16 protein-coding genes are annotated in these 15254 nt (G+C 31.7%); 11 read left to right on the plus strand and 5 right to left on the minus strand.

Annotated features, from left to right (window positions below):
- Positions 1-16: 16 nt before the first annotated feature.
- The 4 genes from B3792_RS09930 to B3792_RS09945 form a co-directional block, all read right to left on the minus strand.
- Entirely contained in the window at positions 17-544 is a 528-nt protein-coding gene (locus B3792_RS09930) for an FKBP-type peptidyl-prolyl cis-trans isomerase (protein ID WP_115000909.1), read from the minus strand.
- The gene (locus B3792_RS09935) at positions 544-1569 is read right to left on the minus strand and encodes a DHH family phosphoesterase (RefSeq protein ID WP_125349263.1); all 1026 of its coding nucleotides are present in this window, start codon (positions 1567-1569) and stop codon (positions 544-546) included. The genes B3792_RS09930 and B3792_RS09935 overlap by 1 nt, the downstream gene beginning before the upstream one ends.
- 98 nt (positions 1570-1667) lie before the next feature.
- Entirely contained in the window at positions 1668-2498 is an 831-nt protein-coding gene (locus B3792_RS09940) for an ABC transporter permease (RefSeq protein WP_221856259.1), read from the minus strand.
- A gap of 1 nt (position 2499) precedes the next feature.
- Complete coding sequence (locus tag B3792_RS09945) at positions 2500-3396, minus strand: ABC transporter ATP-binding protein (RefSeq protein WP_221856261.1); 897 nt, start codon at positions 3394-3396, stop codon at positions 2500-2502.
- 74 nt (positions 3397-3470) lie between these two features.
- On the opposite strand from B3792_RS09945, the gene B3792_RS09950 reads away from it, so the two are divergent.
- The 8 genes from B3792_RS09950 to B3792_RS09985 all read left to right on the plus strand — a co-directional run bounded on the left by B3792_RS09950 (position 3471) and on the right by B3792_RS09985 (position 10895).
- Positions 3471-4355 carry a ChaN family lipoprotein gene (locus B3792_RS09950; RefSeq protein ID WP_221856264.1) on the plus strand — a complete coding sequence of 295 codons (885 nt, stop codon included), beginning with the start codon at positions 3471-3473 and terminating at the stop codon, positions 4353-4355.
- 82 nt (positions 4356-4437) lie between these two features.
- Complete coding sequence (locus B3792_RS09955; protein WP_286495206.1) at positions 4438-5808, plus strand: Gfo/Idh/MocA family protein; 1371 nt, start codon at positions 4438-4440, stop codon at positions 5806-5808.
- Positions 5798-6718: a nucleotidyltransferase family protein gene (locus B3792_RS09960; RefSeq protein WP_038331209.1), complete on the plus strand. Its 921-nt coding sequence runs from the start codon at positions 5798-5800 to the stop codon at positions 6716-6718. The genes B3792_RS09955 and B3792_RS09960 overlap by 11 nt, the downstream gene beginning before the upstream one ends.
- Before the next feature lie 6 nt (positions 6719-6724).
- Entirely contained in the window at positions 6725-7756 is a 1032-nt protein-coding gene (locus B3792_RS09965; RefSeq protein ID WP_291069500.1) for a phosphotransferase enzyme family protein, read from the plus strand.
- Complete coding sequence (locus B3792_RS09970; RefSeq protein WP_038331212.1) at positions 7728-8216, plus strand: GNAT family N-acetyltransferase; 489 nt, start codon at positions 7728-7730, stop codon at positions 8214-8216. Before B3792_RS09965 ends, B3792_RS09970 begins: the two co-directional genes overlap by 29 nt.
- Complete coding sequence (locus B3792_RS09975; RefSeq protein WP_409450510.1) at positions 8213-9310, plus strand: Nif3-like dinuclear metal center hexameric protein; 1098 nt, start codon at positions 8213-8215, stop codon at positions 9308-9310. The genes B3792_RS09970 and B3792_RS09975 overlap by 4 nt, the downstream gene beginning before the upstream one ends.
- 2 nt (positions 9311-9312) lie before the next feature.
- The gene (locus B3792_RS09980; protein WP_125349270.1) at positions 9313-10098 is read left to right on the plus strand and encodes a zinc ribbon domain-containing protein; all 786 of its coding nucleotides are present in this window, start codon (positions 9313-9315) and stop codon (positions 10096-10098) included.
- A 143-nt stretch (positions 10099-10241) separates the two neighbouring features.
- A complete protein-coding gene (locus B3792_RS09985) occupies positions 10242-10895 on the plus strand; it encodes a hypothetical protein (RefSeq protein WP_219034331.1) in 654 nt (217 codons plus the stop codon).
- Positions 10896-10966: 71 nt separating this feature from the next.
- Here the strand turns inward: B3792_RS09985 and B3792_RS09990 are convergent, their stop codons facing one another.
- Positions 10967-12301: an NAD(P)/FAD-dependent oxidoreductase gene (locus B3792_RS09990; protein ID WP_115000890.1), complete on the minus strand. Its 1335-nt coding sequence runs from the start codon at positions 12299-12301 to the stop codon at positions 10967-10969.
- Between the two features lie 297 nt (positions 12302-12598).
- Here B3792_RS09990 and B3792_RS09995 point away from each other — a divergent pair, with 297 nt between their 5' ends.
- Genes B3792_RS09995 through B3792_RS10005 form a run of 3 tightly spaced genes read left to right on the plus strand, consistent with a single transcriptional unit; the run spans position 12599 to position 15234 of the window.
- The gene (locus B3792_RS09995) at positions 12599-13678 is read left to right on the plus strand and encodes an NADH:flavin oxidoreductase/NADH oxidase (RefSeq protein ID WP_291069504.1); all 1080 of its coding nucleotides are present in this window, start codon (positions 12599-12601) and stop codon (positions 13676-13678) included.
- A 3-nt stretch (positions 13679-13681) separates the two neighbouring features.
- On the plus strand, positions 13682-14071 hold the full coding sequence (locus B3792_RS10000; protein WP_125349274.1) for a VOC family protein: 390 nt from the start codon (positions 13682-13684) through the stop codon (positions 14069-14071).
- Between the two features lie 8 nt (positions 14072-14079).
- Positions 14080-15234, plus strand: a complete 1155-nt coding sequence (locus B3792_RS10005; RefSeq protein WP_286495202.1) for an MFS transporter — start codon at positions 14080-14082, stop codon at positions 15232-15234.
- Positions 15235-15254 lie beyond the last annotated feature (20 nt).

Consider the following 15254-nt stretch of genomic DNA (forward strand, 5'->3'; position numbering starts at 1 on the left):
ACAGTCTTTGTGTTTATTAGTGTTTTTTTATTTTTAAAACTTTTACATCCATAATAATAGGCGAGTCTGGAGCAATTTTTTGTGTATCACCATAACCTCCATAAGCTAAAAACGAAGGTAATAATAATTTAGCAGTTTCACCTTCAGGAATTAATTGCAAACCAGCTTGTAAACCTCTCACAATATCAGCTTTTCCTAAAATTATTTTCTGAACTTTATTATCGTTAAACGAATATAAAATATTGTTTTCGAGATCAGTTACTTGATATTCAAATTCGATGTAGTCTCCATTATTTGCTGTAGAAGCTGTTCGTTGACCACTATTTGAAATCCAAAAGCCCGAACTCGTTTTAACAAATTTTAGGTCAGATGTTTTCATATAATCATCAAACCATTGTAATTCTTCTTGATGCAATAATTTTCCACGTTCTTGCGAACGTTTCATAAAATCGTCATTGGAATATGAAACGGGATATTGTATGACTTTTTGATCACAACTCATTAACGCAAAAACAGCGAAAGTGAATAAAATAACTTTTTTCATTAGATAACGATACTAGCTAATTTTTCTTGATATTCTGGTAAAAGGGATTGGAAATAAGCAATTGTTTCTTCCATATTCATATCCGAACGACCTCCAGAAGCATTCATATGACCGCCGCCATTGAAATGTTTGCGAGAGAATTCATTCACATCAAAATCACCTTTCGAACGTAACGAAATTTTAATGAAATTATGATGTGTGTCTTCAATAAAAATTACAGAAAAGATAAAATTTTCTACACTCAAACCATAATTTACAAAACCTTCTGTATCTCCTTTTTGAAAACCATTTGCTAGTAAATCTTCACGTTTTAAAAACATGAAAGCTGTTCGATATTCTGGTAAAAAAGTTAGATTATTTAGAGTTAATGATAATAACTTTAATCGTCCTTGTGTTTGTGAATCGTTTACATAAGAAGTAACTTTATCTACTTCTACACCTTTATCAATTAACTCTGCTACAATTCTATGCGTATCTGCCGATGTATTACGAAAACGGAATCCGCCTGTATCCGTCATTATTCCAGTATAAATACATTCAGCAATGCCTTTATCAATTTTATCTAAATCATTCATCGCTTCGATAAAATTATAAACCATTTGACAAGTCGCAGGCATTTCGATATCCGAATACATAAAATCAAATGTATCTGGTTCGCGGTGATGATCGATTAATATTTTTGGAGCTTTCGAACGTTCAACCCAGTTTCCTAAGTCATCAATTCGTTTTACAGTATTGAAATCTAAGATAAAAATCAACTCAGCTTGATGTATAATTGCTTCAGAAACTTTTGGTCGGTAATCTGCAATTACAATATCTTTTGCTGAAGGCATCCATTTTAGGAACTTCGGAAAATCGTTTGGTGAAACAATGTTACACGTATGTCCCAATTTATTCAAATAATGAAACATCGCCAATGTAGAACCTATCGCATCTCCATCAGGATTTTTGTGCGGTATAATTGCAATTTTCTTTGGGGTTGATTTTAACAGAGCTTTTAGCTCTTCGAAATTTGTCATTTGCATAGTTGCAAAGATAAACAAACAAGTGATATTGTAAATTGCTTTGAACAAGAAAACCTCCAAATTTGGAGGTTTTCTTGTTTTTATGAAATATTTATAATTTATAAATCTCTTTTTTTGATAATTAATAAGGATAAACCAAGAAATAAAATGATGTAGAAAACATTTGCAGCAAAATATTCCCATTGTACATGATCCGCAACAAATAATTTTCCTTCCATAATTGCTTTTTGTATATCTACAGAAGGATAATCAATTATTTTTCCGTTCGAGTTAAGTGGTAAATAATTAGTTAAGATTTTAATTTCATTAGGATTTTTTGGAGGATTTTTACCAAAACGAACTAAAAATTCAACAACTTTAGCAACAGATTCTATAATATTCAAAACAATTAAAGATAAAATCGCAAAAGCACTTTTCTTTAATAGGAATGATAAAAACATGGCGAATACAATATAAGCGAAGATTTCGACGAAATATCCTCCTAAGAATTCGATTCCGTTTACAAAATCAAACTTTTCGCTAAAAATAGAACCTAATGCAAAAACTAAAACGCCAACTAAAAGTGTAGAAATCAAAGTTATCACAACGTTCATCAAAACTTTTGTGTTTAAAAATTCAGTTTTAGATAAACCATCAATTGTATTTTGCTTGAAAGTTCCGAAAGAGTATTCGTTTGTAATATTATTAATAACAATAATAGCTAAAAAGAATTTTCCAAAACCAATTAACCACGTAATATTATGCCAAATTATAGGAAACTCTAATGCTCCCAATTTGATTAAATCAACTTCAATTTCATTCATATTTGGTTTGAAATTCGGTAACGTAATTCCCATTAACAGAATCATCACAAAATATAAAATGATGAAAATTCGCGTTCCTTTATTGTAGAATAATTTATTCCATTCTATGCTAAATAATCTTTTCATGTTAGTTCTGTTTTTGGATTAGTTGGAAAAATTGTTGTTCTAAAGATTCTTTACGTTTTACTAAATGATTCACGATAATTCCTTGTTCATAAAGCATTTTGTTAATTTCTGCTGGATCTTTCTCTTCTGATAAAACAGCAAAAAGTTTGTTGTTTTCTTTGGTAACTTTTGAAACGAATGAGAACGTTTTTAGTGTATATTCCAAACTTTCCATATTTTGCGCAGCAACTTCTATACTTCCAAAACTTGAATTCATTTGATCTACAGAACCCGCATAAAGCATTTTTCCTTGATTCAGAACCACTACATGCGAACATACTTTTTCGACTTCGTCTAATAAATGACTTGCTAGAATAATTGTAGTTCCTTGTTGAGCAATTTTAATAATCAATTCACGAATCTGAATAATTCCTTGTGGATCTAAACCATTAGTAGGTTCGTCTAAAATCAGCACTTCAGGATCATTTAATAACGCAGCCGCAATTGCCAAACGTTGTTTCATTCCCAACGAATATTGTTGAAATTTATCTTTTTTACGAGAAAGTAATCCAACTAATTCAAGTTTTTCGTCAATTTTTCCATAATTAACTTCTTTAATATCAGCAACAATTTCAAGATTTTTTTCTGCTGATAAATAAGGATAGAATTTTGGGCTTTCGATAATTGCACCAATTTTTTTTAATGAATCGTTATCTGGTTCTTGATCAAACCATTTCCACGAACCCGCTGTAGGATTGATTACATTAAGAATCATTCCTAATGTTGTCGATTTTCCACTTCCGTTTGGACCAAGTAATCCATAAACGTTTCCTTTTTCTACCGAAAAAGTGACATTGTTGACCGCTGTAAAACTGCCAAATTTTTTAGTAAGTTGATTAATTTCAAGAACTTTATTCATAGTAGTTGAATTTGTTTTCTTTATATGTAGAGTTTTTTGTTAATTTGTTACAATTTAGAATTAATTTAAATAACATGAGAACGATACTTTATACCTTATTAATTGTACTAACAATTCAGGCTAAAGCGCAAAACGGAAAAACTTATCAAATTTATAATCAACAAGAAAAGAAAGTTGATTTTGATAAAATGATTAAAGAATTAGCAAAATATGATGTTGTTTTATTTGGTGAACATCATAATAATGCGGTAAATCATTGGTTGCAATTGCAAACGACAAAAGAATTGTATAAGATAAAAGGAAAACAACTGATTCTTGGAGCAGAAATGTTCGAGCGTCATCAACAAAATGATTTAACGAATTATTTGAAAAGCAAAACGACGGATGATGAGTTTCAAAAGAGTACAAAGCTTTGGAATAATTACAAAACAGATTACAAACCGCTTGTTGATTTTGCGAAAGAAAAGAATTTAGATTTTGTAGCAACTAATGTAACGCGCAAATATGCTTCGTATGTCGCTAAGAATGGACTTGAAGCTTTGGATACAGTTCCAAATAATGAGAAAGCCTTTATTGCGAAACTTCCTATTACCATAGATTATGATGCACCTGGTTATCCTGAGATGATTAAAATGATGGGAGATCATGCTGGAGTGAAGGCAAAACAGTTTGTTGCAGCACAAGCTACAAAGGATGCAACAATGGCAGAATCAATTTTGAATAATTTGAAGAAAAATAATCTATTCATTCATTACAATGGTGATTATCATTCTAAAAATTATGGCGGAATTTATTGGTATTTGAAATATTTTCGACCTGAGCTCAAAATCGCCGTAATTGAAATTCTAGAAAGTGAAGATTTAAATGAAAAATTATCTGTAATTAAATCTAAAAACGAAAATGTTACTACGACAGAATTTATTATAGTATTTCCTAAGGATTCGCCTAAAACCTACTAATTTTACTTATAAGCAGAAAGTTTTATTGATTATTTTTCATATTTTGCATTTTAAAAAATAAAGCAAACAATTAAATACAACTATGGACAGAAGAAATTTTATTAAATCGACTGCTGCAGCATCTACGGTAGCATTAGTATCACCAGATTCATTATTTGATTTTTCATCAAAAATTGATAAGGTGAAAGTAGGAATTGTTGGCTGTGGAATGAGAGGGCAGGTACATTTAGATGAGTTATTAAAAAGAAATGATGTAGAAGTTGTTGGGATCGCTGAACCAGATCAACGAATGATTGATCGTTCAAACAAAATTTTTGCAAAACATAATAAAAAACCTGTAGAGTATTTTAAAGGTTTAGATGGATATAAAAAATTATATAAGAATAAAGAAATGCATGCTGTAATTATAGCTACGCCATGGGAATTTCACGCTGAGCAAACAATTGCAGCAATGAATGCGGGTAAAATTGTAGGTTTAGAAGTGTGTGGAGCGATGAATTTACAAGAATGTTGGGATTACGTAGATACATACGAAAAAACGAAAGTTCCTGTATTCATGATGGAGAATGTTTGTTACCGTCGCGATGTTATGGCTGTAATGAATATGGTTCGTAAAGGAATGTTTGGTCAAATTGTTCATGGACAAGGTGGTTACCAACACGATTTAAGAAATGTATTATTTAATGATGGTAAACAACCTTATGGTGGTGGAGTTGAATTTGGAGACAAAGGTTTCTCTGAAGCTGCTTGGCGTACAAATCATTATGTAAAACGTAATGCAGAATTATATCCAACGCATGGTTTAGGACCAATCGGTACAATGATGGATGTTAACCGTGGAAATAGAATTACACATTTAACTTCTATGGCTTCTCAACAAGCTGGTTTAACTGATTATATCGTGAAGAATGGAGGTGTAGATCATCCAAATGCAAAAGTTAAATTCAAACAAGGAGATATCGTTCAAACAATGTTAAAATGTGAAAACGGAGAAACAATCTTATTAACGCACGATACATCTTTACAGCGTCCATATAACTTAGGTTTCCGTATTCAAGGAACTGATGGTATTTGGCAAGATATCGGTTCAGGAGGATTTAGTCAAGGTTTCATTTATTTCGAAGATGAAATGAAACATTCTCACAAATGGGCAAGTTCAGAAGATCATTTAAAAACTTACGATCATCCATATTGGAAAAAATACGAAACTCAGGCAGAAGGTGCTGGGCACGGAGGAATGGATTTCTTCTTAATGAATGATTTTATCGAATGTATTAAAGCAAACAAAGAATTCCCATTCGATGTATATGATTTAGCAACTTGGTATGCAGTAACACCATTAAGTGAAAAATCTATCGAAGGAAATGGTACTTCTCAAGAAATGCCAGACTTTACAAGAGGAAAATATAAAACAAGAAAACCAGTTTTTGGTACAGAAGATTATGGATTCTAAAACCTTATCATTAGTCATTTTAGCAGGTGGAATGGGAAGCCGCTACAAAGGACAAAAACAAATTGATCCAATTGGACCAAGTAAAGAAACGTTGATGGAATATTCAATTTTCGATGCTTTTTCTTGCGGAATAAAACATTTTGTATTCATTATTAATGAACAATTTAATGCAGAAACTAAAAAATATTTTCAAAATTTAATTGAAAAAAATGGAGGTAAAGTAGAATTTGTTCTTCAAACGACGTATACATCTGTTCCGAGAGGAATTTATGATACAATAGAAAAACGTGAAAAACCTTGGGGAACTGGACATGCGTTAATGATTACAAAAAATCATTTAAACAATCCATTTATTGTAATTAATGCAGATGATTTTTATGGTCGTAAAGCATTTGAAAAAGCAAGTGAATTGGTTCAAAACGAAAAAATCACTGCAAATACTTATGGTATGGTTGCGTACAAATTGGCCAATACGATTAGCGAAAATGGTTCTGTTTCTCGCGGAGTATGTACTGTAACTAACGGTCATTTGGAGAATGTTGTAGAACGTACAAATATCTATTCTAACGAAAATGGAGAAATTGTTTTCGAAGAAGATGATAACGTTTTACCATTAGATGGAGATACGGCTGTATCGATGAATTTCTTTGTTTTACATCCTTCTATTTTCAGAAAATTAGAAGATAAATTTGAGGAATTTCTTCACGAAAATGCTTCTCAATTGAAAGCAGAATTTTTCTTGCCGAAAGTTGTAAATGATATGATCAAAGAAGATCAATTGGAAGTGATTGTAGAAAAATCGGATGACAATTGGTTCGGAATGACTTATCCAGAAGATAGAGAAGTTGTAGTAAATTCTATTCACAATTTAATCAATGATCAAAAATATCCAAATTCTCTTTGGACATAAAATATAATGGAGAAAATATTAAAACATTATTTCGAAAATATAGATCAAGTTAGTATTAATCCAATCAGTTCTGGTTGGATTAATTCTACTTATGAAGTTGAGTATGAAGGAAAAAAATATATTTTACAAAAAATAAACACGCACGTTTTTCCTCAACCAGAAGTAATTTCGAACAATATTGACATCATTTCTCGCCATCTAAAAGCAAAGAATTATCAAAATTCGGTAATCGAAATTGTAAAAGATTTGCAAGGAAATTTATTAGCAAAAGAAGATAGAGAAACTTGGAGAATGACTTCTTTTATTCCAAATTCTATTTGTTTTGAGAAAGTGGAATCTGCGGAACAAGCGTATGAAGCGGCGAAAACAATTAGTGAATTTCATTCGTATTTGTTAGATGTTAATGTTGATGAAATTTATCCTTCGATTGTCGGGTTTTTAGATTATCATAAACGTGTAAATGATTTCAAAAATGCATTGAAAAATGCTTCAACAGAGCGTTTAGAAGAAACGAAAGAAGAAGTTGCTTATATTTTGGATAATCTGTATCAAGTTGAAAAGTATTTAGAAATAGATTTCCCAAAGCGTGTCGTTCATGCTGATGCTAAAATCAGTAATTTCTTATTTAATAATGATAATCATTCGCAAGCAATCGCTGTGATAGACTGGGATACAATAATGCCAGGAAATATTTTGTGCGATTTTGGAGATATGATTCGTACATATGCAAACCTGAAAGCTGAAGACGATCCAAATGGAGAAAATGGTTTTTCGGCAGATTATTATTTGGCTGTTAAAAAAGGTTTTCAAGAACACCTGAAAAATGTGTTGACGCCTGTCGAGCTTGATAATATGGATTTTGTTGCGTATATTGTGATTTATATTCAAGCGGTTAGATTTTTGGCAGATTATTTAGAAAACGATATTTATTATTCGATTTCTTATCCAAAACAAAATCTAAATCGTACGATTAATCAAATCAATTTATTAAAAGCATTAACAAAATTTCATGAAGAAAATTCGGTTCGAAAAATATAAACCTACAGATTTTAATAACTTTTTTAAACTTGTTCAAGACGACGAAGTGATGAAATACATCTCTGGTAAAGGTTTGAACGAAGAGCAAGCAAATCATAAATTTACATCAATCTTAGAAAAAGGAGAAGCTGATGAAAACTTAGGTTTTTTCAAAGTTTATGATGAAAATGATAATCTTTTAGGTGATTGTAAATTGGTGTATAATAAACATATTGAAAATTCACTTGAAATTGGTTATTTATTGAAAAAAGAATTTTGGAGAAAAGGTTTTGGATCAATGATTTGCGAACATTTATTAGCAGAATCAAAAGAAAAATTTCCTGATTTGCAAGTAATGGCTGTCATCGATCCTGATAATGTTGCTTCAAGAAAGTTGTTAGAAAAGTTTAATTTTGAATCGTATTGGAAAGGCATCGAAAATGATTTGCCTACAGAAAAATTGCTTTTAAAAGAGAAATGATACGAGTAAAAGATGTCGCTTTGGCGATGGAAGAAATAGCGCCTTTGGCGTATGCAGAAGATTTTGACAATGTTGGATTGCTTGTTGGTGATTACAGTGATGAGGTAACAAGAATCTTGGTAACGTTGGACACAACGCCAGAAGTTGTGGAAGAAGCGATTGAGAAAAATTGTAATTTGATTGTGAGTTTTCACCCAATTATTTTTTCTGGTTTAAAGAAATTGAACGGAAAAAATTATGTTGAAAAAGCAGTGATGACAGCGATCAAAAATGGAATTAATATTTATGCAACGCATACGGCTTTAGATAATTCGAAAGTTGGTGTTAATTTCAAAATTTCTGAACAATTATCTTTATTGAATACTAAAATTCTTATTCCAAAGTCTCAAACCATCAAACAATTGATTACTTATGTGCCAACAGAACATGCTGAGCAATTGAAATCTGCGTTGTATGAAGCGGGTGCAGGAAAAATTGGGAATTATGATTCGTGCGGTTTTGCGGTAGAAGGTACTGGAAATTATAGACCAACTGCTGGCGCAAACCCTTTTATTGGTGAAGTTGGTAAGCTAGAAACAGTAAACGAATCGCGAATAGAAGTTGTGATTCCGCAACATTTGGAAGGTGATGTGATGAATGCTTTATTCAAAAATCATCCGTACGAAGAAGTTGCTTATTCTGTTATTTCGTTGAATAATCAAAACAATTATATTGGAATTGGAATGATTGGAGAGTTAGAAAATGAAATGGAAGAACTCGATTTTTTCAATTATCTAAAAACTCAAATGAATACACCCGTTATTCGTCATTCGAAATTATTAAACAAAAAAATAAAGAAGGTTGCTGTACTTGGAGGTTCTGGCGCATTTGGAATAAAAAATGCAATTTCGGCTGGAGCGGACATTTATATCACGGCAGATTTGAAATATCACGATTTTTTTACTGCTGAAAATAAGCTTGTTTTGGCAGATATTGGGCATTTTGAATCGGAACAGTTTACAAAAAACTTAATAACTTCGTATCTTAAAGAAAAATTTACTAATTTTGTGGTCTTTAATTCTGGAATTAATACCAATCCTGTTAATTATTGTTAACTATGTCTGAAACAAAAAATATCAAAGAACTAAGCGTAGAAGAAAAACTTCGCGCGTTATACGACTTGCAATTAATTGATTCACGTTTAGATGAAATCAGAAACACAAGAGGTGAATTACCTTTAGAAGTTGAAGATTTGAGCGACGATGTTGCACAATTAGAAACGAGAATCCAAAAAATAGTTGACGAAACTAAAGGTTTGGATGAAGAAATTAAATTGAAGAAAGAAGCAATCAAAAATGCTGAAGCTTTAATTAAAAAATACACGAAACAACAAGATAACGTACGAAATAACAGAGAATTTGATGCTTTAGCTAAAGAAGTTGAGTATCAAGGTTTGGAAATTGAGTTATCTGAAAAACGTATTCGCGAGTTTACAGTTAAAATTTCTCAAAAAAATGCACAAGTTGAAGAATTTAATGCAAAATTAAATTCAATGAAAGAGCATTTATCTCACAAACAAGCTGAGTTGGATACAATTGTAAAAGATACAGAAAAAGAAGAAAGTAATTTATTGAAATTATCTTCTGAATATTCTGCTAAAATCGAACAAAGATTATTAGATGCTTACAGCCGTATCAGAAATTCTGTGAAAAATGGTTTAGCTGTTGTTCCTGTACAACGTGGAGCTTCTGCGGGATCTTTCTTTACAATTCCACCACAAAGACAGATGGATATCGCTCAACGTAAAAAAATTATCGCTGATGAACATTCAGGACGTATCTTGGTTGATTTGGAATTGGCTTTAGAAGAGCAAGAAAAAATGGAAATCGTTATCAAAGGATAATTTTCTGTTAAAAAATATTTTATTTAATATCAAAGTGTTGCACGTTTGTGTGACACTTTTTTTATGCCAAAACTGGTTGTTGTTATTTTTTAGCACGCTATTTGTAATATTGGCATTATAATTAGTTTGAAAATTTAGAAATTATGAAAAAAATTATATTTTTAGCAATGTTAACGGTCTCGTCTATATCATTAACATCTTGTGTGAATAATGATGATGGATACTATGACAACGGACCAGAAATTGTAAATGTTGGACAAATCAATTATGATGGCGTTTCTTTTCCGCTTCGAAATGCAGTTGTAGCTGATATTGAAAAAGCAGATGGAGGATATTATTATAGTGTAGAGTTATCGACGAATCCGGTTCCTAAAAATGGAAAATTATATGGCTCTTATTTGTATTTAGAAATCTTTCAAAGAGGTGATTTAAATTTTAATGGAACTTACGTAACAGAAAATAATGATAGAGGATTGGATTATATCGAATATTACGAAGATCCTATTATGCAAAATTATGTACCAGTTCTTAATTCAGGAACATTTGCATTATTAGATACAGATTTCTCTTCAGGATCTATTAACTTAAAAAATTATTTTGATCCTTATAACAGAAGTTTATTGTCTACAAACTTTGCTTTGAGAGTTTCGAATGGTAAAACATTGACGGGTGATTTTGACGGATTGTTTGATTTCATTCAATTATACAACAAATCTGCAAAAGGTGCTGTAAATGCAAAATCAGCAACAACAGAAAGAGTAAAAACAGGAGTGAGAAGACCTTCTGCAAGAAAATAAAATTTCAATTTATAGATAAAAAAAACTCCGCTAAATTTTTAGCGGTGTTTTTTATTGATATACTTTTTTGATTAAGCTTCTACTTCTTTATCACGATTCTTTGGGAAACGGCGATAACCTTTCAAATTAAATCTAAAATCTTTTTTCGTTGGACGAACAATAATACGTAATGATGAATCATTTGTAAAATAAGTTTGTGCCCAGTTTAAGAAAATAGCTAATTTGTTACGTACAGTCAAGATTAACATCAAGTGCAAAAACATCCATGTAAACCATGCCAAACGTCCAGAGAAAGAGAATTTAGGTAAATCGACAACTGCTTTGCGTTTACCAATTGTTGCCATAGAACCTGGATCTTTGTATTCGAACAATGTCAATTTATCTTCAGATAAACCTTGTCCTAATTTGTCAAAGTTTTTCGCCAATTGTTCAGCTTGATCTCCTGCAACACGTGCTAATTGTGGATGTCCATGAGGATACTTCGGTGTTTCCATCGAAGAAATATCTCCAATTGCATAAATGTTTTCAGTTCCTAAAACTTTAGAAGTACGATCTACTTTCAAACGATTTCCTCGTTGCAAATCTTCTTGTTTTACTGCTCCTTCAGGCACATTTCCCATAACTCCAGCAGCCCAAATCAAATTTCGAGTATTGATTGTACGACCATCAGCCAAAGAAATTGTTTTTCCATCGTAGTCAGTTACGCGACCTTCTGTCCAAACATTTACGCCCATATTTGTCAAATATTCATAAGACTTTTTGTGCGCCAATTCAGACATTGGACCTAATAAATTTGGACCTCCTTCAATCAAATAAATATTCAATTTAGAGAAATCTAAATCTGGATAATCTTTCGGAAGAATGAATTTTTTCATTTGCGCAATTGCACCTGAAAGCTCAACTCCTGTTGGTCCTCCACCTACAACGACAATATTCATAATTTCTTCCAATTCTTCTGGAGATTCTGCAGAATATGCACTCTCGAAGTTTGTTAATAATCGATTTTTAAGCGTTAAAGCTTCATTTGTCGATTTCATTGGGAATGATAATTCCTCAATTTGTTTGTTCCCGAAGAAATTTGTGGTACATCCCATGGCAACAACCAAATAGTCGTAGGAAAAATCCCCGATTGTGGTTTCAACAATATTTTGATCTTTCTTAATTGCTGTAACTTCGGCTAAACGAACGCTCACATTTTTACTCCCTTGAAATACTTTTCGAATAGGGAACGAAATATCACTTGCGTTAATCGCTGCAGTTGCAACCTGATAAAATAAGGGTTGAAATTGGTGGTAATTATAGCGGTCAATAAGTGTAACAGAAAAGTGTGGGTTATTATTTAATTTACGGGCTAATTTAAGTCCGGCAAATCCAGCACCTAAAATGACAATCTTTTTCTTTTCCAAAATTCACTTTTTTGTAAAATTACGAACAAACTAAGAAACAATGAAAGATTTATTAAAAATTATTCTGAACCTTAGATATTTACTATGATATCGGATTGATTATTAGATTTTTTTAAATTTATGTTTTTTGTCAGTTTTAAATAAATTGTTAAAATTATTTGTGATTTCATGTATTTCTAAGCTTTTTTAATTTTGTTGAAAGATTAGAATTCAAACAATTTTTAAGCTGAATCATTTTAAGAAATCAATCAAATTCACGAATTTTATTCCAAATTAATTAAGTCAAAAAAACAAGTAATGAGCAAATTATTTGAATCAATCAATATAAATGAATCTATTTCATTAAAAAATAGAATTATTATGTCGCCAATGTGCCAATATTCTTCGGAAGATGGTTTTCCAAATGATTGGCATTTTCAGCATTATGTTTCGCGTGCAGTTGGCAATGTTTCGGCGATTATACAAGAAGCAACCGCGGTTGTTGCAGATGGTCGAATTTCGTATGGCGATTTAGGAATTTGGAAAGATGAACATATCGAAGTGTATCAAAAATTAACTTCCGAAATTAAAAAATACAATTGTGTTCCTGGAATTCAGTTAGCGCATGCAGGACGAAAAGCAAGTACAGAAAAGCCTTGGTTGGGACACAATCAAATAAAATCTGACGAAAAAAATGGTTGGAAAACGGTTTCGAGTTCTAGTTTACCTTTTAATGAATTGGATGAAACCCCACATGAATTATCAGTTTCAGAAATTGAAAATATTGTAAAAGAATGGGGAAAAGCAACAGAGCGTGCTATAAAATCTGGTTTTGAAATTTTAGAAATTCATGGCGCGCATGGTTATTTGGTTCATCAGTTTTTGTCACCTTTAATTAATAATAGAACAGATGAATATGGTGGAAGTTTCGAAAATAGAATTCGTTTTGTGTTGGAAATTGTTGCTGAAATGCAAAAATACATTACAACTCAATCGCTTTGGGTTCGTTTGTCAGCTTCGGATTGGGCAGAAAATGGTTGGAATTTAGAAGAAACAATCGAATTGTGTAAAATTTTAAAACAAAATGGAGTAGAAGTGATTGATGTTTCGTCTGGAGGAGGAGTGAGTCATCAAAAAATTGATGTCAAAAAAAATTATCAAGTTCCATTCGCAAATGAAATTAAAAACCAAGTCGAAATCATTACTGGAGCTGTTGGATTAATTTTTGAGCCAAAACAAGCCGAAGAAATTCTTCAAAATGAAGAAGCAGATTTAATCTTTTTAGGAAGAGAATTATTACGCGATCCATATTTTGCATTACGTGCTGCAAAAGAGTTAGAAGAAGATATAAAGTGGTTGCCACAATATGAAAGAGCAAAAAATAATCATTACGCATAAATTATGTTAGCATTAAAAAAAATCCATCATATTGCAATCATTTGTTCGGATTATCAAAAATCAAAACATTTTTACACAGAAATTTTAGGATTCGAAATTGTGCAAGAAGTTTACCGAAAAGAACGTGATTCTTATAAATTAGATTTAGCTTTGCAAAATTATTACTGCATCGAATTATTTTCTTTTCCTAATCCACCAAAACGTGTTTCTCGACCAGAAGCTTCTGGATTGAGACATATTGCTTTTGCTGTGGAAAATATAGAAAATGAAGTAGAAAAATTAACGCAGTTGAATGTGATGGTAGAGCCAATTCGTGTGGATGAATACACGCAAAAGAAGTTTACTTTTTTTGAAGATCCCGACGGTTTGCCGATAGAATTATACGAAGAATAGAAGAATAAATGGTAAAAAAGAGTTTACTTGCCTTAGCAATGGGAGGTTTAGCCATCGGAATGACGGAATTTTCGATGATGGGAGTTTTAGAAGATTTTGCAAAAGATTTGAATATTTCAATTCCAACAGCAGGGAATTTTATATCAATGTATGCAATGGGCGTAATGGTTGGAGCTCCAACATTGATCATGGCTACAAGTAAATATTCGCCTAAAAAAGTATTAATCTTTTTTATGTTATTGTTTACCATTTTTAACTCACTTTTTGTTATCGCACCAAGTTATAATACCTTATTAATTGCTCGTTTTATGTCTGGTTTACCTCATGGAGCATTCTTCGGTGTAGGATCTGTTGTGGCAGCACAATTAGCAACAAAAGGAAAAGAAGCGCAAGCTATTTCGATTATGTTTGCGGGATTAACGTTTGCGAATTTAGTCGGAGTTCCATTAGGGACGAAATTAGGACAAGTTTTTTCGTGGCGATTAACGTTTGGGATTATTGCAAGTTTAGGATTAATCACAATGTTAGCGATTTCGCTTTGGGTTCCAAATCTTAAAAATACAAACAAAGGAAGTTTAGTAGAGCAATTAAGTTTCTTCAAAAAATGGGAAGCTTGGGTATTAATTGTGATGATTTCTATCGGAACTTCAGGATTATTTGCGTGGATAAGTTACATTTCTCCATTAATGACAAATGTGGCAGATTTACCCAAAACAAAAGTTCCAATTATTATGACCTTGATTGGTCTAGGAATGTTTGTAGGTAATTTTATAGGTGGAAAATTGGCAGATACCATGTCGCCAAATAAAGCTGCAATTATCTCATTTGCTTCGATGGCGATTTGTTTAGTGATTGTTTATTTCACTTCTCACATACAAATAATGGCTTATATTATGTCGTTTATTACGGGATTAATTGCGTTTACAATTGGTTCGCCAATTCAAATGATGTTGATTAATAACGGAAAAGGATCCGAAACTTTAGCCGCAGCAGCTGGTCAAGCAAGTTTTAATATCGGAAATGCTTTAGGTGCATTTTTAGGAGGAATTCCGATTGCAATGGGGTTAGGATTTAATTCGCAATTGTGGGTTGGCTTTATTATGGCTTCGGTAGGATCAATAATTGCAGCAATCTTTTTACAATTAAAATCGAAAAGAGTTTAAAAATATTACTTCAATCATAA

The organism is Empedobacter sp. UBA5924, from assembly GCF_002431085.1.
GTDB lineage: Bacteria > Bacteroidota > Bacteroidia > Flavobacteriales > Weeksellaceae > Empedobacter > Empedobacter falsenii_B.

Bases quoted from the DNA above. Each gene is read 5' to 3' on its own strand.
- B3792_RS09930 (WP_115000909.1), bottom strand. From the start codon at position 544: ATGAAAAAAGTTATTTTATTCACTTTCGCTGTTTTTGCGTTAATGAGT.
- B3792_RS09935 (WP_125349263.1), bottom strand. From the start codon at position 1,569: ATGCAAATGACAAATTTCGAAGAGCTAAAAGCTCTGTTAAAATCAACC.
- B3792_RS09940 (WP_221856259.1), bottom strand. From the start codon at position 2,498: ATGAAAAGATTATTTAGCATAGAATGGAATAAATTATTCTACAATAAA.
- B3792_RS09945 (WP_221856261.1), bottom strand. From the start codon at position 3,396: ATGAATAAAGTTCTTGAAATTAATCAACTTACTAAAAAATTTGGCAGT.
- B3792_RS09950 (WP_221856264.1), top strand. From the start codon at position 3,471: ATGAGAACGATACTTTATACCTTATTAATTGTACTAACAATTCAGGCT.
- B3792_RS09955 (WP_286495206.1), top strand. From the start codon at position 4,438: ATGGACAGAAGAAATTTTATTAAATCGACTGCTGCAGCATCTACGGTA.
- B3792_RS09960 (WP_038331209.1), top strand. From the start codon at position 5,798: ATGGATTCTAAAACCTTATCATTAGTCATTTTAGCAGGTGGAATGGGA.
- B3792_RS09965 (WP_291069500.1), top strand. From the start codon at position 6,725: ATGGAGAAAATATTAAAACATTATTTCGAAAATATAGATCAAGTTAGT.
- B3792_RS09970 (WP_038331212.1), top strand. From the start codon at position 7,728: ATGAAGAAAATTCGGTTCGAAAAATATAAACCTACAGATTTTAATAAC.
- B3792_RS09975 (WP_409450510.1), top strand. From the start codon at position 8,213: ATGATACGAGTAAAAGATGTCGCTTTGGCGATGGAAGAAATAGCGCCT.
- B3792_RS09980 (WP_125349270.1), top strand. From the start codon at position 9,313: ATGTCTGAAACAAAAAATATCAAAGAACTAAGCGTAGAAGAAAAACTT.
- B3792_RS09985 (WP_219034331.1), top strand. From the start codon at position 10,242: ATGAAAAAAATTATATTTTTAGCAATGTTAACGGTCTCGTCTATATCA.
- B3792_RS09995 (WP_291069504.1), top strand. From the start codon at position 12,599: ATGAGCAAATTATTTGAATCAATCAATATAAATGAATCTATTTCATTA.
- B3792_RS10000 (WP_125349274.1), top strand. From the start codon at position 13,682: ATGTTAGCATTAAAAAAAATCCATCATATTGCAATCATTTGTTCGGAT.
- B3792_RS10005 (WP_286495202.1), top strand. From the start codon at position 14,080: ATGGTAAAAAAGAGTTTACTTGCCTTAGCAATGGGAGGTTTAGCCATC.